General features: G+C 59.0%; 14 protein-coding genes and 1 other RNA gene. 5 read left to right on the top strand and 10 right to left on the bottom strand.

Annotated elements, in window-relative coordinates; genetic code table 11:
* Positions 1-2 precede the first annotated feature (2 nt).
* The 4 genes from brxC to trfA form a co-directional block, all read right to left on the bottom strand.
* Positions 3-3,464, bottom strand: coding sequence for a BREX system P-loop protein BrxC (gene brxC / locus AC6LKD_RS09275; protein ID WP_498115979.1), 3,462 nt, complete (start codon positions 3,462-3,464; stop codon positions 3-5).
* Positions 3,465-3,495: 31 nt separating this feature from the next.
* Positions 3,496-4,059 (bottom strand): BREX protein BrxB domain-containing protein, encoded by a 564-nt coding sequence (locus AC6LKD_RS09270; protein ID WP_498115978.1) that lies wholly within the window; start codon positions 4,057-4,059, stop codon positions 3,496-3,498.
* Complete coding sequence (locus tag AC6LKD_RS09265; RefSeq protein WP_498115977.1) at positions 4,049-4,771, bottom strand: hypothetical protein; 723 nt, start codon at positions 4,769-4,771, stop codon at positions 4,049-4,051. The genes AC6LKD_RS09270 and AC6LKD_RS09265 overlap by 11 nt, the downstream gene beginning before the upstream one ends.
* A 999-nt stretch (positions 4,772-5,770) precedes the next feature.
* Positions 5,771-6,673 carry a plasmid replication initiator TrfA gene (gene trfA, locus AC6LKD_RS09260; protein ID WP_498115976.1) on the bottom strand — a complete coding sequence of 301 codons (903 nt, stop codon included), beginning with the start codon at positions 6,671-6,673 and terminating at the stop codon, positions 5,771-5,773.
* A 688-nt stretch (positions 6,674-7,361) separates the two neighbouring features.
* On the opposite strand from trfA, the gene AC6LKD_RS09255 reads away from it, so the two are divergent.
* The gene (locus AC6LKD_RS09255) at positions 7,362-7,907 is read left to right on the top strand and encodes an HAD domain-containing protein (protein WP_498115975.1); all 546 of its coding nucleotides are present in this window, start codon (positions 7,362-7,364) and stop codon (positions 7,905-7,907) included.
* A gap of 8 nt (positions 7,908-7,915) precedes the next feature.
* Positions 7,916-8,110, top strand: coding sequence for a hypothetical protein (locus AC6LKD_RS09250; protein ID WP_498115974.1), 195 nt, complete (start codon positions 7,916-7,918; stop codon positions 8,108-8,110).
* Between the two features lie 340 nt (positions 8,111-8,450).
* Here AC6LKD_RS09250 and AC6LKD_RS09245 read toward each other — a convergent pair whose 3' ends face one another.
* Complete coding sequence (locus AC6LKD_RS09245) at positions 8,451-8,630, bottom strand: DUF6471 domain-containing protein (RefSeq protein WP_498115973.1); 180 nt, start codon at positions 8,628-8,630, stop codon at positions 8,451-8,453.
* A gap of 209 nt (positions 8,631-8,839) precedes the next feature.
* Between AC6LKD_RS09245 and AC6LKD_RS09240 the strand changes: the two genes are divergently transcribed.
* From AC6LKD_RS09240 to AC6LKD_RS09230, 3 genes are read left to right on the top strand one after another with little or no spacing between them, the layout of a single operon-like run.
* Positions 8,840-11,596 (top strand): TnsB C-terminal domain-containing protein, encoded by a 2,757-nt coding sequence (locus AC6LKD_RS09240; RefSeq protein ID WP_498115972.1) that lies wholly within the window; start codon positions 8,840-8,842, stop codon positions 11,594-11,596.
* Positions 11,596-12,591 (top strand): TniB family NTP-binding protein, encoded by a 996-nt coding sequence (locus tag AC6LKD_RS09235; RefSeq protein WP_498115971.1) that lies wholly within the window; start codon positions 11,596-11,598, stop codon positions 12,589-12,591. The genes AC6LKD_RS09240 and AC6LKD_RS09235 overlap by 1 nt, the downstream gene beginning before the upstream one ends.
* Positions 12,588-13,922 (top strand): TniQ family protein, encoded by a 1,335-nt coding sequence (locus AC6LKD_RS09230; protein WP_498115970.1) that lies wholly within the window; start codon positions 12,588-12,590, stop codon positions 13,920-13,922. The genes AC6LKD_RS09235 and AC6LKD_RS09230 overlap by 4 nt, the downstream gene beginning before the upstream one ends.
* Before the next feature lie 206 nt (positions 13,923-14,128).
* On the opposite strand, the gene ssrA is transcribed toward AC6LKD_RS09230, so the two are convergent.
* The 5 genes from ssrA to ompA all read right to left on the bottom strand — a co-directional run bounded on the left by ssrA (position 14,129) and on the right by ompA (position 18,269).
* Positions 14,129-14,518: a transfer-messenger RNA gene (ssrA, locus tag AC6LKD_RS09225) on the bottom strand.
* Between the two features lie 91 nt (positions 14,519-14,609).
* On the bottom strand, positions 14,610-15,788 hold the full coding sequence (locus AC6LKD_RS09220; protein ID WP_498115969.1) for an MFS transporter: 1,179 nt from the start codon (positions 15,786-15,788) through the stop codon (positions 14,610-14,612).
* Between the two features lie 349 nt (positions 15,789-16,137).
* Positions 16,138-16,812, bottom strand: coding sequence for an HAD-IA family hydrolase (locus AC6LKD_RS09215; protein WP_498115968.1), 675 nt, complete (start codon positions 16,810-16,812; stop codon positions 16,138-16,140).
* Positions 16,809-17,537 (bottom strand): bifunctional 2-polyprenyl-6-hydroxyphenol methylase/3-demethylubiquinol 3-O-methyltransferase UbiG, encoded by a 729-nt coding sequence (ubiG, locus tag AC6LKD_RS09210; RefSeq protein WP_013392384.1) that lies wholly within the window; start codon positions 17,535-17,537, stop codon positions 16,809-16,811. Before ubiG ends, AC6LKD_RS09215 begins: the two co-directional genes overlap by 4 nt.
* Before the next feature lie 150 nt (positions 17,538-17,687).
* The gene (gene ompA, locus AC6LKD_RS09205) at positions 17,688-18,269 is read right to left on the bottom strand and encodes an outer membrane protein OmpA (protein ID WP_013392385.1); all 582 of its coding nucleotides are present in this window, start codon (positions 18,267-18,269) and stop codon (positions 17,688-17,690) included.
* Between the last annotated feature and the right edge of the window lie 132 nt (positions 18,270-18,401).

Here is an 18,401-nt window from a genome sequence, read left to right as displayed (position 1 = left end):
GCTCAGAGCGCCACGGGCCCTTGCTTCAGTTTGGCGTCCAACAAGGCCTCCACTTCTGCCAGCCAAGATTTAAGCTCGGCTCGGTCGTTCAACGTTCGTTTGGGTAGCGTGACGTGGACGACGTTGGGCTTCAGGAGTTGCACGGCGGCCTGGCGCGCGGCCTCGAATCGGCTGGACAGCGCCTGAGCCTTGGAGACCCAATGCTCCAGGTTGCACTCGTCCAGGGCGTCCTGCAACTGCTCGGTCGTGCCGAGCGGCAGCGTACGAGGTGTGGACAGATGGTGTTGCGCAACCAGGTCCGCGCGTTGGGTGTTGTTGAGCTTCTTCCAGTCCGTATCGGCGTGGAGCTGCGCCTGCTGCTGGTTGAAGGTCTGTTGGAAACCCTCAAGCTTGGCGTTCAGAGCGTGGCGCAGCAATTCCACAGTCTTGTCCAGCAGCGGCCGCACCGGGTCCGGGTCGGCGAGCAGGCTTCGCTGCGCCGCGATGGCATCCACTTCGTCCCTCAACTCCGCGTAGGGGCCCAGCACCTTTGCGTGACGCAGCAGGTCGCCTAACCTGCGCCACACGGGCAGGCGCTTGGCGATGTCGTCGGCGGTCTTACTCCAGGTCTTGGACAGGCCCACCAGCTCGTCGTAACGGGTGAACAGCTCCAGCAGTTGTGCGTTGCCGGTCTGGGCCTCGATGGCTTCTAGCGAGGCCAGATTTGGGGTCTCAGGTGCAGGCGCAGGCCCTCCAGCTTTGGCCGCTTGGTCGCGCAGCTTCATCAGCAGGGCTGGCAGCTTTGCAAGTTCTTCCTTGGGCTGACAAGGCACGCCCACGGCGCTGAACAGCGAACGAATCTTGATGAGCTGCGGCGGCGTGACGTTGACGCTCTCGCGCTGGAAGCTGGTCTGAGTCAGCTTGGTGCGGTCAAGGCTCTTGGCGTCTACGGTCTTTGAGGCGGCATCGGTTGCCTTGATGTGCCCGGCGGCCAGCAGCGCGTAGAGCGCGCCGTCGATGGCGTCGCGCGGCCAGCCGAAGGGAGGCGCGTCGAAGTTGTCGCGAATCTCAGCCCCTTTCTTGCCGGGGCCAATGTAGGCTAGCAGCTTCTGGCAAACCGGGTGCTTGTCAGCCTCCTGGGTGTGGCCAACGAACTTCAGAGCCTCCAAATTGCCCTTGCGCGCCTCCTCAAACACCTTGCTCCACAGGTCGTGGTCGGCCGCGTCGAACTGGCTGTAGAGACGGATGGCCGAGGACTTGGCAGCGCGGTTGATGCGGTCGGCCAAGTCGTTGCCGTCCTGCGCTTCCTGCCCTCCGGCCTGGAATACGCGTACGTTGGCCATTAACTGGTCCAGCAACTCCGCCAATTCCTTCTCGGCGGTGCGCTGGCGGCTTTCCATCGAGCGTTGGGCATCGCGGCCCTCCTCGGTGGATGGACTGCCCTTCGTCTGCAGCGTAGTGCGCGCTGCTTCCAGCGCCACGATGGCGTTGGCCAGCTCGGTCTTGTGCTGGGCGGGCAGGAAGGCGAACAGAGTGGGGTTTTCGGCGCTTTTAGCCTTGGCTTCGGCGATTACGGATTTCTCCTCCGTCTGCCAGCCATCCTGAATCCACAGGTACAGGGTCTTGTCGTGGTCCTTGGGAAGACTGTCGTCGTAGGTTGGCGTCAGACGGCGTTCGACGTTGTCCTTACCCTGGACGACACGAACCTTCTTAAACACGTCACCAAAGCGGCCTTTGAGCAGTTCGGCTCGCTTCTGTTCGACTCGCTGCGGTGCGGCCTTGAACTCGGCCTCTCGCGCGCGGAACTCGTCGTACCAGGCGCTGGATTCGCGGGTCTGCAGGCGGAACTCCGTCCCGCTGCCTCCAGCCAGTGCCATGACCAGACGGTCCTTGTTTTGCAACTCGTCTAGCAGTGCGGGTAACTGCTTGCGCAGTTCCGAGGACCCGGCCGACAAATCTGTGACCAGCAGGTCTGCCAGCACGTCTTCGGTTGCCTTCAGCCCGATGTCCATCGCCGCATCGGCGGGCAGCTTGTTGATGAGGTAGATGAGTTTGAGCAGCTTGCCCTTGAGTTGGGCGTGTGGGTCTCCGGCTGCGAACCGCTGGACGTTCTCAAAGACCTCTTTGGGCAGTTGGGCCGTGGAGACCAGGTTTGCGGCAATTTGGTCGTACAGGAAGTCGCCCGAAACGACATGGCCCAGGGGAGCGTCGGCCGTGGCCAGCACTGCCTCATGCACCACGCGCAATTGGCTGCGCAGTTGTGACACCGTACCGGTGGTGTCGATGGTCCGGAGCACACGCTCCCAGAAGCGCCGGCGAACCGGCAGCAGCGGATAATCGGACGTCATCACGTCTTCGTCGTCGGTGACGTGCTCGAGCTTGGTGCCGCGTAGGTGTCGGGAGATTTCGCCGAGGTTGGCGCGCCAGACGTGCTCGACATCGGGCTGGGCCGAGGGCTTCTTGGCCAGGATGATTTGGCGGGTGACATTCTCGACGTCCCAGTCGCCCAGCATCACCTGCACCGGAAAGCGGCCCATCAGACGCTGAAGGTTGGGCATGCCAGACAGGGCGGACTGCCCTGTGCCCACGAACAGCAGTTTGCCGTTGAAGTGCTTGCTGAGGGTCTCAGTCACCTCTTGCACCTGGAAGGCTTTTTCGGCGTCGGCGCCAATGTACTGCTGCACTTCGTCTAGGACCACTAGCGTCAAGGGGAACTTGCCATCCACCGCCAATGCGGCTTCGATGGCGGTGGTCATCTGCTCGCTGGTGACGTCGGTGACCTGAGGGAACTGCTCCTTGAGCAGCCTGCGGGCGTCGGCTTCGGTGTGGGCCAAGTCCGGGCGAGCCTTTAACAGAGCCTTGGCAAGGTGGCCGGACACGTACATGTGCGGCAGTTCTTGGGCCAGCGAACGACCCGCGGCCTTCGTCTCGGCTTCAACGGTTGGCAGGAGACCCTCACGACTCATCCACAGCACCAACTGAGCCTGGTTGTACTGCTCGGGTAGTCCCTTAGACTTAAAAATGATGCCGAGTAAAGCCAGGCGCACTTTGTCACCGGCACCCGCGCCGAGCTTACCTGCGGCCGCATGGAGCGCACCGTGCCGCCTCCCTTGAGTGCTGAGCTCTTTCAGTTTCTCAAAGATACCGGTAGGCAGCTTTGCCAGGCTGCGGGCAGTGGCGCCGTCAATGAACTGGTAGTCGGTCCACAGGGTGCGCAGCATCTTGGCCAGGTGCGACTTGCCGCTGCCGTAGAAGCCGGAAATCCAGACGCCTGGCTGCTCTGTGCCAGAGTCCAGGTTTATCAAGAATTTGTCGAGGATGGTCTCAAGCCCCTTTTCGTACTGACCATCACAGACAAAAGTTTCCAGTTCGTAGCGCAGAACGTCCTGCGCCGCAGAAGAGTGGTCCTCGGATACCTCGGCGACGCCGTTATTGACGAGCCTATTCTCCTTTGGCAGTTTGTTGTAAATGTCTTTGTTCTGCATAGAGGTCCTTAGCTTGTGCTTATGTCGTTATTCAGGCTTGAGCAATGAGTGGTACTGCCAGATAATTCCAGCCGTCGCGAGCATCTAGCAATCGATAGGTATGAGTATCGGGATGGTATTCGCCCGGAAAAAAAACCAGCAGTCTGCCTTGAACCGCTTCTTTGATGCCTTCGACCAACAGAGAAACGCGCGCTAGGCCGAAGAGTGTACCTACGCCTAACAGCGCAATTACGGTGTTGGGCCCAGCTTCCATTTCAATGCGGGCTTTGAGCTCCGCAATGATGTGAGCCGCAAATTCAGTGAGCTCGCCAGATTGGTAACCAGCCAAATCGTCAGGCGATTCGAAGTAGGCCTCGCGGTATTCCTGCGACGCCATCCATTCCGGAAAGGCATTCGTGATATCCAGGAGCAACCATTCCTTGTCTGCTTCTTGTGTAGCAAGCTCGAACTCGGCAACATTGGCACGCAAACGTAATTCATCCGCCTTGTCATAAACAGCGAAGATAACGCGTTGAATCGCAGCCAGCCCGGATTGCCACGGCACCGTAAGGTGCTGTCGATATGCGGAAACCAGTTTGGCGACTTTAGACGACACGGGAGACCTCCTGGCGAATATTTTCTTCTTCTGATGTAAGGTAGCCGGGGAAGCGTACTTCCTTTACGCCACCCGCATTCATAAATACAAGTGCGCCGCGGTGTGAAGCTGAGTTCGTTAGAGCTTCCAATTCGTCCTGTGGAACGCCAAGTATGGACATCCAGCCGGAAGAGAAGAGGCGTTGGCCAGTACGGCCTTCGAGGTGACTCAAGAACAGCAGCATCGCTATCGACTCTGGTTCAAGCGATGGTGCGCTTCTTACCTTCCGTCTGTGACCACGCAATAGTCCAACAGCCGTCCAAGAGCCTGCGATATTTTGAGCGAATGATTTTAACGAGGCAGGACTAAAACGGTCAGGGTAATCGCGGAGAATGAGATTTTCCAGGGCCTCTCGAGGAACTACTGACCCCAGTGGCTTTTCCAAGATAAATGACTGAGTTCCACGAAGTAGTGGGTCGCGGGCCAAAGCAACTGAAAATGCGAGAAGAGGTTGTGCGGCTTCATTTGACTGCCAGAGTCGTCGGAGAGCGCGGAAAATAGGGTTGGTCGTATCCAAACCATAAAGTACAGCCAAATGCCTCAATGCGAGTTCACGGGCTTTGCGAGTGGCTTTCCCAAGAATGTTGCCGTCGATTATCGCTGAGGCGTAGTCTGTGCGAGTTGCTTGCGATGACGTATGAGATAGCAACACGCGCAGGTCTTCTAGCATCATGGTCCGGGCAGCATGCGGTCCATTTATGCCAAAACGGAATCCTAGTTTCGAAAGAAGGGATTCACGGTCCTCAATCACGATTTGACCCTAGCTGCATAGTGTTCGGAAGCGCGTCGTCGGGAACCCCTTCTAGGGGATAGCCATGCATACGACAGTACGCGACCACCATGACTTCAACCATGTTGGCCAAACTGCGCATCTCGCGCTCAGCTGCCGATTGCAGCGCGGCTTTTAGATGTGGTTCTACTCGAACGCTGACAACTTCAGATTTGCCAATGGCCATCAAATTCCCCAGCAGAGTGCTAGCAAAACGCTAGCGCTCTGCAATGTTACCATGTGAAACCGCTAAGGTGGTGTGATGTGAGAAGATTCCGCTTCTACGACGTCCAAGATGACAATGAAGCTGTCGTACGTGAGCTGACCGACGAAATGCTAAGGGCTAGCCATGCGACTCATGGTCAAGGGTTTCCCGCGCGAGTACAAATATCCACCTGAGATGGCGGATGCTGCCGGTGAGCTGGTACTGATGCTGGCTGAAAGGTTGGGGGGGGCAATGGGTCGCTTGACCCGTCGCGTTCAGGTCGAACACCGGTGCCACCTTTCGGCTCTGTGCATGAGGCGGTAAAGCCCGCCACGAGGGCGTGGCGCTTTGGCGAATCGTTCATCGTTATCGTCGACGTGCAGGGTGGCCTGAAGGAACCCTCTCCGCGCGCGGCCAATGTCGTGCGATTACGAAAATATCAACTTTGTCGCGACGGCGCAGAAGGCTGCGTATGCTCAGAGGTTGCCGGCGGCAGCCCCGCATATGCCGACTCGTGGATTGTCCCCATGAGCACCCACTGCTCGGGCGTAAACATTGAAGGTGCAGTCTTCGCGACCTCGATGGCCTCCTGAAGGGACAACTGACGCCTTTTGGACACAGGGGACGATTTGCGCATGACACTCTCGCTGGCATGGGTTCACGCCAGTATATGCAATGCGCCTCAGGGCTGGTTGGTCTCAGATGTCGATGGCCGTGCGAATACGCTCGAGCTCCATGCGGGCGTCGTCCAGGCTTGCGGTGGCCATGCGTTCCAGAATCGGCATCCCAGGGAACGCAGCGTTCGGGGCTTTTCCCTGAGTACGCACCACCGTCACCTTGCCGTCGGTGCCGAAATTGCAGACAGGCCATCCCGTTACCTCTCGCAGACGAACCAGTGCTGCGGTGAGCGCCTGCCGCCATTTGCTGTCTTGCATGCACTGGCGGCCCAGCAGAAGTTTCAAGGTCTGCGACTTGATAGGGTACGGCGTGACATGGCTGGCGAAATAAGCGTGCAGCCCGCAGGCAATGGGCTCCCGAAGAAGTGGGCCCCGCTCCGCACGCCTGAGAACCACGAATTGGTGCCCTTGAACGAGCTCTGGCAATCCCGTCCCCAAAGTGACCTTCAGTCGCCCAGATTGGGTGGCGGCTGCGGTGATGGCCACCAACGGCTGAAAAAGGACGGTCTGGCGACGGCACCGTATCTCGAACGTCGCAGCCATCAGTCTTTGCAGCGAGCTCGACAAGAGCGTACGTGTCTTGCCGCCCTTGTTTCGTGACGCCGCAGACATCAACTGGGTATGGGAAACATCGACGGTGGCGTGTGAGGTCACGACGCTCTGGCCCTGTAGCACCGCCACACGCACGATTTGATACCACAGCTCAGCGTCTGCCTGGTCGAGCTGCCAACCCGACAATTGCCAGATTTCAAACTCATCGGCTGACGCCAAGCGTGTGGGGCGTTGGTAGCAAGGCCGCGTGCTCGGTCCGCGAAAGGTCTGGGCGCTGAAGACGGCACTTCTGACCAATGCCCTTGCCGTCAGGGTGTTGCCGCCCAGCCCGTATGGCAGTGGCAGAGGGTAAGAGACGGAGTTCCGGCTCATTCAATCGAATCCTAAGAGGCACCTGACGCTTGCGGCAGGCCGGACCGAGTATAGGAACGAAGCGGTGTTTTACATGCGGCGTAGCGAGGCCAGGGATGGTGGGCTGGGGGCTTGTGGCTACATCCTGGGGGACTTGTCGCTACCCAAGGGGGGACTTGTGGCTGCGCTCAACGCCAGAAAGGCCAAGTTTCCAAGGGATTTCTGGAGATTCGGCTAGCGCAAAAATATAAAGAAAAGAATATACAGACCTGATATGCGGCCGCCGGGCTTCTCGACCTTCGTGTTGGGTATCTCGTCCTCGACGAGCGGCGTTGGTACTGTGATGCTGTTCTATTGCTGCCGCATGAGCCATTGCGTACGTTGCGCAGCCAGGGAGGGTGGTAGTGTCGGCCCGCGTTATTGCGGTGTGCCACCCTCTATGCCCATGGGCGGGCGGTTGCCGTGGTGTTTCTGTGTTCGGCGACTGGGGGAGTTCAAGATGCTCCCTGGGCGCTTCATGTGCCGAAACTTCCCGGCGGGGAGGGCTGCCACTTGCTTGGGCTATGCGTTGCCCATCAGTAAGTCGTTCGCTTGCGTTTCATGATGTGTCGCAATCAGAAAAACTGTCGACTGGGCGCGGCACCGCAAAATTTTCGGCAATCCAGCAATGCCCTTCTTTGCCACCAAGGTTGCGGAAATCGTCTTTTAAGTGAAACCGTTGCACGGGCTTCGATGCGACGACAAAATAGTCGTCATGGGAACCGTAAAGCGCGCCGATAAGGTGCTTTATCTCGACTTCGACGGAGTGCTGCATTCTGAGGACGTTTTCTGCAGCGCCAAGCGAGGCATCTACATCAAGACGCCTGGCCGGGAGCTCTTCGAATGGATGCCAATACTCGACCAACTCCTGCAGCCGTATCCCGATATTGCCATCGTCTTATCGACGAGCTGGGTCCGGGTGCGCAGCTTTGAGTTCGCGAGGGCGCGCTTGAGCCCGGCGCTTCAGGCGCGAGTGATTGGTGCGACGTTTCATCGACGCCACATGCACAAGGACGCTTTCGCGGTAAAGGCGCGCGGTGTACAGATTGTCGAGGATGTGCAGCGGCGTCAGCCGCTGTCCTGGTTCGCCATTGATGATGACGACGATGGTTGGCCCGCACCTGACCGGGACCGACTCGTGCGGACGGACGGCGGGCTCGGCCTTAGCGCGACGGATGCGCAGGAAAAAGTTCGAGCAAAACTCGCGACACTCTAGAGGTTGGTATGGAAACGACAGACATATCCATTGCGCTGGAAAAGCTGCATCGGTTGGCTCTGGAGGACGGCGATTTGGGCGCGATGTATTGGAACTCCATCAGTCGGCTGCTACGGTCGGCTGCGGAACTCGAGCGTGAGAATCAGGAGTTGAGGGAAGCCCTGAGCGCGCGGGAACGCGCGCAGCCGCAATCTAAGCGATAGAAGGCCCCCTGTCGCCCGGGACATGTCTTCATCTCTCGGTTGAAGACCAGTTCGCGCAGAAAGCGCCGCTGGGTAGCGGTATCAAACGGTTGTCGCTTTCAGCGGCCGGAACCATGGCAAATACAACATGAAGCCTGCATGTTTCAGTTTCTTGTGCGGATGATTTGTGTCAGCCGCATATGTGGGGGTAGCATCGGAACGTCAGTAGCAGCAGTGGACTGATACGGCAAAGCGCTATAAGCGTACCGATGCTTTCCCGCAAAGCCCGTCGGCATGTCCCCTATTTATGAGAGGGTATGACATATGCCGGGAGCTTGCCATGTTGCGCTTTTCCCTTTGTCTACAAGGACTTAATTACGTCCTTGACCGCCAGGTAGTAGGCCGCCGAAAACGTCCCCGCGGCCAGCTTGGCGGACAGTCCCTTCGCCGTTTCGTTGATGCCCAGTCTCTCCAGAGCCCGGGCGACGGCCTTCTGCGCCAGGTTTTTTTGCGCCATCAGAACGCGCAGTTCTTGGCTCACCCTCTGTTCATAGGCTCGCAGCCCTGGCGAGACTGCCTGCTTGCTCTCTCTCATCACCTGACCTCTGCGGATTGCACCCGAGGCTACCTCGCACGGCCCTCGAAATCCTATAATAAAGGGATTAATCCCATAAAAGAAGGATTTCATGCTCGTTTTTGATGTCCGGCACCTATACGCCCGCTCTCATAATTTCGTCATGGAGGCAGGACATGTTGACTACGCCTGCATTCGAGCAACTATTGGACGAGCTTGGGCTACCCGACAGGGGGCGGCGGCTCGCTGCGGACTGCAGGCAACATGCCCCGGTTCGTGAGGTTCAATCGCGTGGCAGCAACGTCATTACGTTGCTTGCCAGCCGCAAGATGGGGCGGGAAATTGCCACGGAAAGCCGCACGGTAGAGTATGCCGCCGCGCTGAATCACGAGGTGGAGCCGCAGGTGCTCGAGTATTACCCCCAGCCTTGCACGCTCAAGCTGGAGCTTGTGGACCCCGAAACCGGAGAGGTCCACACCATTGAGCACACGCCCGATTTCTTGGTCATCACACGCGGGCATATCTTGCTGCAGGAGTGGAAGACCGAAGAAAAGCTGCTGCATCTGGCGCGCAAATTTCCCTGGCGCTACCAGAAGGAAGGCGAGCGGTGGCGCAGCCATCAAATCGAGCAGTCGCTTGCCGAGATGGGCATCGCCTATGAGGTCCACAGCGGCGCCGAGATTCCGAAGAATCGCACCAAGAACTGGGAAATTCTCGAAGACTATCTGCATGTTGGCGCACCCGCGGCCTCTGCGGCGGTCATCGCCCAGCTCAAGCTGGCTCTGGCCGAGCATGCCGCGCTCAGCGTCGGAGACTTGCTGGACGCCCCGTTTCTGTTTCTGGCTGACGACATCAATACGGCCATTGTCGAAGGTCATGTGGCCTGCAACCTGGACACATCCTTACTGAGCCAGCCACACGATTTCATGCTCTACCGGGATGAGGCATTGATGCGCTTTCAGCAGGCCTTTTCAGTGGCACTCTCCCGTCCAGCGCACGAACTGGAGTTTTCGCTGAGCCTACATCCGGGGGCGCAATTTCGCTACGAAGGGCAAGTGCTGGAGGTGTCGCTGTTGGGTGAGCGCGAGGTCGTGCTTCGGGTCATCGATGAGGGCCGAAGCATGACGGTGGACAAAGATTGGTTGCTGGCCACTTTCGAGCGAGGTTCGCTTACGGCCAATAGTGCTGATGAGCCGCGCGACATTGATGTCCATCCCCTTGCTCACTATAAGGCCGCGTCGCTTGAGAAGGCGCAGTCCGCAGCTCGATTTCTGGCCATGCCTTTTGATGCCAAGAGCACGCCATTCTCGAAACGAACCTATTACCGGCTAAAGGCTCAACAGGCATTGGCAGGTGTCAACGGCGGCCATGAGATTTTGACCTTGGCCCCGCGCCATCACGAGAAGGGCAACCGCTCGCCTCGCCTGTCTGAGGACCAGCTTTCGGCTATGGAGCATATCCGCAAGACGGTGTACGCCACCACGCGCGCGCCCAACGGTGCAGCGGCCTTCAAGCAGCTTCGCGCGTATTGCCGAGAAGAAAACCTCTCGTGCCCCAGCTACCCGACGTTCTTGAAGCACCTGCACCAGCATGACGACGACAGGTCTCGCCGAACCCGATTCGGTAAGCGGATGACCTATCAAGGGAAGAACTTTTACTACTCACTGGCCTACGATACGCCGCGCCATGGCGTGCGGCCGTTCGAGAGCGTGCATATCGACCACACCTTGCTCGACATCGAGCTAAAGTGCCGACGCACAGGCCTGGACCTAGGCCGCCCTTGGCTGACTCTGATGATTGACGCGTTCTCGCGTCGCATCATGGCTGTGCATCTCGGATTTCACCAGCCTGACCGGGGCTCCGTGTTGATGGTCCTGCGTGCATTTGTAAAGCGCTGGAATCGTCTGCCGCAGATGGTTGTCAGCGACAACGGCAAAGACTTGGTCGCAGCCGACGTCAAGCACTTCCTGACCAGCATGGGAGTGCACATCCGTCTGCGTCCTGCAGGCCAGCCGCGCGTCGGCTCTGTCATGGAACGCATATTCGGTACGCTCAATACGCAGTTGATTCACAACCTGGACGGCAATACGGAGCTGACCAAGCAGGTTCGCATGCTTTCAGGCTCCCATCTTCCCAAGCGCCTGTCGAACTGGAATCTGGAGAACCTGTACACCGTCATCGCGCACTGGGCGTTTGAATTCTATGACCAGGCGACACACCCGACGTTGGATGCGTCGCCCCGTCAGGCGTTTCAGCGTTCGGTGCGAGAAACCGGCGAGCGTGCACACCGGGCAATTCTGTTCAATCAAGACTTCATTGTTGCGACGAGCCCGTGCGTGGACCGTGGGGCGGAGCGCACCATTGACCGTCAGCGCGGCGTGAAGGTCCATAACTTCTACTACCAGTCGCCGCAGTTCGATACCTACGCACTGGCCAAGAGGAAATGTCCTGTGCGCTACGACCCTTATGACATCTCCCACGTGTTCGTGCAGTTGCCAAACCGGGAATGGGTCGAAGCCCATTGCATGCAGCTGATGCATCTGCCACGCATGAACGTCAAGCAGCTCGAGGCCATCAGCGCCGAATACCTGGCGACACACTCGCGTTCGGCCCGGTTCCGAAAAGACGACATCGCGGTCGGTCCCTTCCTGGAGTTCATTGCGACCATGAAACCGGATTCGCAAGCCCTGCGCCAAGCTCAGGAAATCGGTGAAACCGAGTTCTTGCATGAGCGGCTGGGACTGCTTGGCAGTCGGCAGCAGGAGGGACGCCCCAAGGTGTTTGGTCTGGAGTCGCTGAAAGCCGTTGCGCTACGGCAGTCTGGTGGATGGGACTCGCATCCTGAGCGCGCATTACGCAAGGTCCCAAACAAAGCCAAGACCCCTACAAATCCTAAGGCCGATGACGCAACCATGTACGGGGACTTGGACTGATGAGAAATGTCAACGAAACATCAGCTAGTCCGGTTTTGGACCTACTGCAGCGCCGGATTTCGCATCCTCGTATCAGCGAAGTCATTGATGAAATCGAAGCCTTCGAAAGCTTAGGGGCAAACCATATTCTGATGGTGACGGGCCCCACCGGCGTCGGTAAGACGACCCTGGCCAAAACGCTGCAAACCAGAATCCTGAAGCGCTATGCGCATGCAATGCAAGAAAACGCAGGGCTGATGCCCGTGGTGTTGATTGAAGCTCGTGCGACATCCGAGATGGATTTCAATTGGAAGCTGTTTTACTCCGATATTTTGGAGCAACTCGAGGGCCCGGAAGGCACTCCGCCTGCGGTGGCCTATGCCGTAGACCCAATAAGCAACCGTGTCGTCCATCCTCTGGGAAATAGCAAAAACACGGCAGCGGGGCTACGAAAAAAGGTGGAGCTGGCGCTTCGTGCCAGAGGCGTAAAAGTCCTGATGATTGATGAGGGCGGGCATTTCACCAATGTGTCTGAGGCGCGAATGAAGCGCCAAACGGATGCCCTGAAGAGCCTTTCCAACTGCGCCGGCTGCCAAATCATCTTGTTTGGCTCATACGACATCCTCGGGGTTAGCCGTCTATCGGCACAGTTGGCACGCCGCATCAAGGAAATTCACTTCTCTCGATACCGAATTGACTCGTCAGACGACTGCTTGGCTTTCAATAAATTTATCCAAACAGTAGAGAGTCGCGCCAACGATTATTTCGGTGGATTGTTGGTCGAGAACTCTCGTGTCCTGCAAACCAATACCTTGGGCTGCATCGGAACCCTAATGGACGTACTTCGAGGCTTTGCCTCGCGCGCCCATGCGCAAGGCGAAGTGTCGCAAGAGCTGTTGGAGCGGTGCCTGCTGACCGAAGGCCAATATGCTGCCATTTTGGAAGAGATTCGCCATGGCGAGGCGCGCTTTGAATCGAATATTTTCCGGCCCGGTAAACCAAAGAGTGAAAAATGAGTTCTGATTTTACGCCGCGCTCCGTCTTGCACGCGCTGGCACCGATGAGGATGGGAACTGCTCAGGTCGAAAGCCTGAGCAGTTATTTTTGTCGACTGGCGAACAGCCATTCGTGTTCCAGTCTGGATTTGGCACAGTTTGTGATTGACCGCATAGCCCCGGACCGCTGGGCTACATGTCTGGGAGTTGAGGGAAAGAGCCGGTTCTTGTGGTACGAACGTTCTATCTCAGGCTTGGGGAGTAGCGCCCAGTTATGGGCGCAAACTTTGTCGACACTGACCACCGTACCTTTCCTGCACCGCTTGACGCTTGCCCCACTTCAATCCGTTATTGCATCCAGAGGGATGGCTTCGAGTCAGGAGCGGTGGTGTCCGCATTGCCTGCAAGAGGATTTAGCGCAAGGACGGGCACCGTATTTCCGTTTGGCGTGGGACGTGGGGCCAAACAAGATATGCGGGAAACATCAAACAAAACTCATAGAGCATTGCTCTCACTGCAAGAAGAACAATGTCCGACACTCAGCCAGTTACGTCGTCCCCGGTTGGTGCACCGCTTGTGGAGCATTTCTTGGTGTCAGTGATTCGCCATGTGCTGCTGTCGCTCACGAAGGTGACATAGAAAGAACCAATGAAATTGAAAATCTGCTCGCGGCAAGTTCGAGAGCAGATATTTCTGTTGATTTGGAGGCGCTTCACAAAGCCATTGAAACGTTGGGCGAACGATTGGACAGTGGAGTAGGTGCTCATTTCGCAAAACGCATCGGAGTTCGGAAATCCACGGTCCATCATTGGAAGCACAGCCGTGCGCCACTTACCCTAGATGCGTTAATGCAAGTGTCGATGCAATGCGGTGTTCGGCTATTGGATTTGGTTCAAGGCTCTTTGGAAGGCTGGACGTCAATCGCCGTTGTGGAGGCTGACAATGATTCACGGAATACGTCATACAACAATTCCGGAAAAACGCGACGCTTACATGCTTGGGGAGACGTTCGAGCATACTTGCGCAAGGAGATTGATAACCAGAAAAGCCCCAAGAGCGTCGCGGAGATTGCGCGAAAGCTGACTATTAACAAGCGGGCTTTATATCTCAATGCAAAACAAGAAACGCGACAGTTAGGTGCGCGCTATGTAAAACATCGCCATGAGCGAGCCGAGCAAAAGCGGGCCGAGCACCACCGGGTTCTTGAGCAGGTCTGTGAATCCATTCGTCAGAGCGGCCAGGGCATTACGCTAAGACTGGTAAGCAGCCTGGTCGACAAGAGGGTGCTTACTGGAACGCCGAATCTTTATAACAAGCTGTCGCGTATTGCCAGCAACACATCTGTGCCCTGAGCATCAAGGGCATAGCCCGTCCAGCTACCCGCAATAAAAAAAGGCGCTCCATTTCGGAGCGCCTTTTTTGCGGTCAAACCTTCTATTATTGCCATATTTTTTCGACAAACCAAAATTTGGCAATTCGTGAAATTAAGCATAAGAAGGCATTAATGCCAACTTATGCTTAACTCCACAACCGGTTTTAGTCTTGCGTCTGCGGTATTTGGTGGAGCCGGGGGGAATTGAACCCCCGTCCGCAAGCCCTCTGCAATCAGTTCTACATGCGTAGTCGATTTATTTAGTTTTAACCTTGGACTTAGCCAACCGACAGGCCGGACCAAAGCGATTCACGTAATTTAAATTTGAACCGTGTGACCCCAGTTCAAACCGATTCCTTGTGAATGTCGCTGCTGCGGTTCGAGGGTTACCCCCCTAGGAAGTTGCCTTCCTCCGCCTGACCCAAGGACAGATCAGTGCAGCGGCTCACCGCTTAAGCGGCGAGAGCGAAACGCTCGTCGTTGGCGTTTGTAGTGTTTCCAGTGGTTTAACGAGCGTACTGGTGCTCGGCATGCCCTGAGTTGTTTCGCGACCCACGTCGAATCCGGATCGGCCCCAAGAACATCTATTGTACTGGTAAATGCCATAGCCTGCTGTCCCGCCCGCGCAGCCTTGCCCCGGCGTGGCGCGGACGATACAGGCGGCCGTTCAGGCCGCGTTGGCGCAGACCGCCTTGGGCTCGTGGCGCGGGCGCGAGGCTGCCATCAGCGCCAAGGCCAGGATCACGGAAATGGCGACGATGACGGCCGCGGCCCAGCCCAGCGAGGCCAGTCCGTAGTTGTCGATGACATGTCCGCCGACCACGGCGCCCAGGCCGATCCCGGTGTTGGCGCCCGAGATGTTCAGGGAGGCGGCAAAAGCCGGCGCTTCCGGCGCGGATTTCATCAGGCGCACGTGGCAGACGATGAAGAGCGCGGCTTGCGCGATGCCCCAGACGCCCAGCGCCACGGCCAGCAGACCATGCGACTGCATCACGGGGGCGATCGCCGCCAGTCCTGCCGCCATCAGCGCCGAAAAGAGCGCGGTCGCGCCCAGCGGGCTGCGGTCCACCATACGGCCGCCCAGGGTATTGCCGACCAGGCCGACGGCGCCAAATGCCATCATCGTCCAGCCCACGATCTGGCCGTTGAAGCCGGCCAGCCGCTCCAGCATGTCCGCCAGATAGGTGTAGGCAGTGAACATGCCGGTGAAGACCAGCAGCGACAACAACACGTGGCCCACCACGATGGGATTGCGCAGGATACGCAACTGCGTGACGAGTTTGACGCTGTCGGCGCGGATGCGGGTGCTGGGGAAGGCGAACAGCAATAGCAGCGCCTTGGCGAACGCCACCGCCGAGAGCACGCCGAAGGCGGCGCGCCAGCCGAAAGCGTCCGAGATCAGCACGCCGATGGGGATGCCGAACACCGTGGCCGCGACGATGCCGAAGGCGACCATGGAGATGGCCCGGCCGGCGCGCGCCGGGCCGACCAGTTCCACCGCCGTGGCGCTGGCCAGCGACCAGAACACGGGCAGGGCCAGGGCAGGGAAGAGGCGCGCCACGGCCATGACCCAGATGTTCGGCGCGGCGGCCGCCAGGGCGTTGGACAGGCCGAACAGCACCAGCACGCCGATGAACAGCCGCTTGCGCTCGACGTTGGCCATCAGCGCCGTGAGCAGCGGGCCGGTCGCCGCCACCGTGAAGGCGAACAGCGAAACCAGCAGGCCGGCCTGGGAAACGGTGACGTTCAGGTCGTGGGCCAGGCCGGGCAGCAGCCCGATGATCAGGAATTCTGTCGTCAGGATGGTGAAACCGGCGGCGGAAAGTAACAGGATGGGCAATAGCATAGGCATTCCTCTGGCGCGGCGCTGGAGGGCGGCGCGCGGGCGGCGTTGTAGGCGGTCTAAAAAAGGTCAGGGGTGCGCCGGCTTCTATGCCGGGCAACTGCATCGGGGTCGAAGGACGCCGGTGCGTGGGATCAATGGTGGCGGGCGGCAGTGTCCGCAACCTCCGGCAAGAGCCGGAAAAGGCAATCGGGAAGCACCCGCATGCCTTGCATGAGTCACACTTTAAGTGACTTTGGTTTCAGGATAAAGGCCTTGGTCTGGGAAAGATTGTTCGGCAAATTCAACTAATTTTCGCGAACCATCATCAGGCCGGAAACGGGCCGCGCGGCGGCGGCCCTGCCGAGCGGAATCAGCGCAGGTCGCTGGGCAACAGCGGCTGGATGGCGGACCAGAGTTCCGCGGGGGAATTGGCGCAGGTTTCCGCTTCCCAGGTCGTGATGTTGTCGTCTTCGCCGACGTAGCCGTATGCGGCCGCCACGGCCGGCATGCCTGCCGCGTGCGCGGCCTGGATGTCGCGCAGGTCGTCGCCGACATAGACGCAACGGTCGACGGAAAAGCCTGCTTCGCGCGCGGCGTGCTGCAGCGGCAGCGGGTGCGGCTTGGCGTGCGCCGTGGTGTCGCCGCAGACCAGGACCGCGCTGTCGCGCGTCAGGTCCAGGTACTCGACGATAGGCAGGGTCAGGTAGGTGACCTTGTTGGTCACGATGCCCCAGGACAGCCCGCGGCCACGGATGTCAGCCAGCAGCGTCTCGATGCCGGGAAATAGTTTGCTGTGGACGGTCGAGCCGGCGGCGTAGTCTTCCAGGAACTGCAGGCGGGTCGGCTCGTAATCGGCGTCGCCCGGCTTGAGGTCCAGCGCCACGCGCAGCAGGCCGCGCGCGCCCTGGGACGCGACGGGCCGCAGGGCCTCGTACGGCATGGGTTCCAGACCCTTGCGGGTACGCTGGCGGTTGGCCGCGGCGGCCAGATCGGGGGCAGTGTCGGCCAGCGTGCCGTCGAAGTCGAACAGGATCAGGGCGCTCATTTGCGGGTAGCCATCAGGTAATTGACCGAGGTGTCGGACGACAGGGTGTAGATCTGGGTGATCGGGTTGTATTCCATGCCGCGCATGCTCACCGGTTCCAGCCTGGCGCCGCGCGCCGCCGCCGACAGCTCGCTGGGCTTGATGAACTGGTCATAGCTGTGCGTGCCGCGCGGCAACAGGCGCAAGACGTACTCGGCGCCCACGATGGCGAACAGGAAGGACTTGGGATTGCGGTTCAAGGTCGAAAAGAACACCCAGCCGCCCGGTTTGACCAGCGTGGAGCAGGCGCGCACGATCGAAGCCGGATCCGGCACATGTTCCAGCATTTCCATGCAGGTCACCACGTCATACTGACCGGGTTGCTCCGCGGCAAGTTCCTCCACGGGAACCTTGCGGTACTCCACCTTCACGCCGGATTCCAGGCCGTGCAGGCGTGCCACCTTCAGGGACTTGTCGGCCAGATCGATGCCAGTGACCTCGGCGCCACTGTGCGCCATGGCTTCGGACAGGATGCCGCCGCCGCAGCCCACGTCCAGGACCTTTTTGCCCGCCAGGCTGCCCGCGCATTCCTGGATCCATTCCAGCCGCAGCGGATTGATCGCGTGCAGGGGCTTGAACTCGCTTTCGGGATCCCACCAGCGGCTGGCCAGGGCGCCGAACTTGTCCAGTTCGGCCTGGTCGGCGTTGATCGCGGGGCGGGCAGTGTCGTGCGTTTGCGTGGTCATGGGCAGGTCCAGCGTAAGGCGACTCTATATATAGAGGGGGTCCGTCGCGCTAGGCGAGGGAAGGGCGCAGCCTTGCACCGCTTTGGTGCGTGGCCGGCGAAAAAAAGGGCCTCGCTATGCGAGGCCCTCTTATTGTAGCTAGTCCAGCAATTACTTGCGGCTACCCACGATTTCGATCTCAACGCGACGGTTTTGGGCGCGGCCTTCCTTCGTCTTGTTGGAAGCGATCGGGTTCAACTCACCCTTGCCTTCCGTGTAGATACGGTTCGGGTCGATACCCTTGCTGACCAGGTAGGTCTTGACCGAAGCGGCGCGGCGCTCGGACAGCTTCTGGTTGTAGGCTTCCGTACCGATCGAGTCGGTGTGGCCCACAGCAATGATGGTTTCGAGGTCGATACCGCGAGCTTGCTGGGCGACTTGGTCCAGCAGCTGACGGCCTTCGGGCTTCAGCGTCGACTTGTCGAAGTCGAAGAACGTGTCAGCGTTGAACACGACCTTGGCCGCCATCGGGGCCGGCTTCGCCTTCTGTTGTGCAACCGGAACGCCGTCGCAACCGGGGATACCGGTGGCCGGGGTCCAGAATGCATCGCGCCAGCACAGTTCGTTCGTGCCGTTCTTCCAAACGTCACCGAACGGGTTGCGCCAGTTGTCCACGGTTTGCGCGGAAGCTACACCAGAGGCCGTGACGGCGGCGAAGGCGAGCGCCAGAGCGAATTTGGAGGGTTTGTTCATGTTTCTCCTCGTTGAGCTTGAAGCTGGATAAGTGACTCGCAGCGAACCCCCGCCGCATATCAGGAAAACGGGGCCAGTATAGCAACGCCAAGAGCTGGTTCAAAGGAATAGCTACTGGGTTTCCTGCGTGCT

This window comes from Achromobacter sp. D7-1 (genome assembly GCF_059760445.1).
The sequence above is the reverse complement of the archived record's forward strand: the minus strand, read 5'-3'. Positions and strand labels throughout refer to the sequence as shown.

Excerpts from the sequence above, each read along its gene's own strand:
- AC6LKD_RS09220 (WP_498115969.1), bottom strand. The coding sequence starts at position 15,788 with ATGCTATTGCCCATCCTGTTACTTTCCGCCGCCGGTTTCACCATCCTG.
- trfA (WP_498115976.1), bottom strand. The coding sequence starts at position 6,673 with ATGAGCCGGAACTCCGTCTCTTACCCTCTGCCACTGCCATACGGGCTG.
- AC6LKD_RS09265 (WP_498115977.1), bottom strand. The coding sequence starts at position 4,771 with ATGATGCTAGAAGACCTGCGCGTGTTGCTATCTCATACGTCATCGCAA.
- ubiG (WP_013392384.1), bottom strand. The coding sequence starts at position 17,537 with ATGACCACGCAAACGCACGACACTGCCCGCCCCGCGATCAACGCCGAC.
- AC6LKD_RS09230 (WP_498115970.1), top strand. The coding sequence starts at position 12,588 with ATGAGTTCTGATTTTACGCCGCGCTCCGTCTTGCACGCGCTGGCACCG.
- AC6LKD_RS09235 (WP_498115971.1), top strand. The coding sequence starts at position 11,596 with ATGAGAAATGTCAACGAAACATCAGCTAGTCCGGTTTTGGACCTACTG.
- AC6LKD_RS09240 (WP_498115972.1), top strand. The coding sequence starts at position 8,840 with ATGTTGACTACGCCTGCATTCGAGCAACTATTGGACGAGCTTGGGCTA.
- AC6LKD_RS09215 (WP_498115968.1), bottom strand. The coding sequence starts at position 16,812 with ATGAGCGCCCTGATCCTGTTCGACTTCGACGGCACGCTGGCCGACACT.
- ompA (WP_013392385.1), bottom strand. The coding sequence starts at position 18,269 with ATGAACAAACCCTCCAAATTCGCTCTGGCGCTCGCCTTCGCCGCCGTC.
- AC6LKD_RS09250 (WP_498115974.1), top strand. The coding sequence starts at position 7,916 with ATGGAAACGACAGACATATCCATTGCGCTGGAAAAGCTGCATCGGTTG.
- brxC (WP_498115979.1), bottom strand. The coding sequence starts at position 3,464 with ATGCAGAACAAAGACATTTACAACAAACTGCCAAAGGAGAATAGGCTC.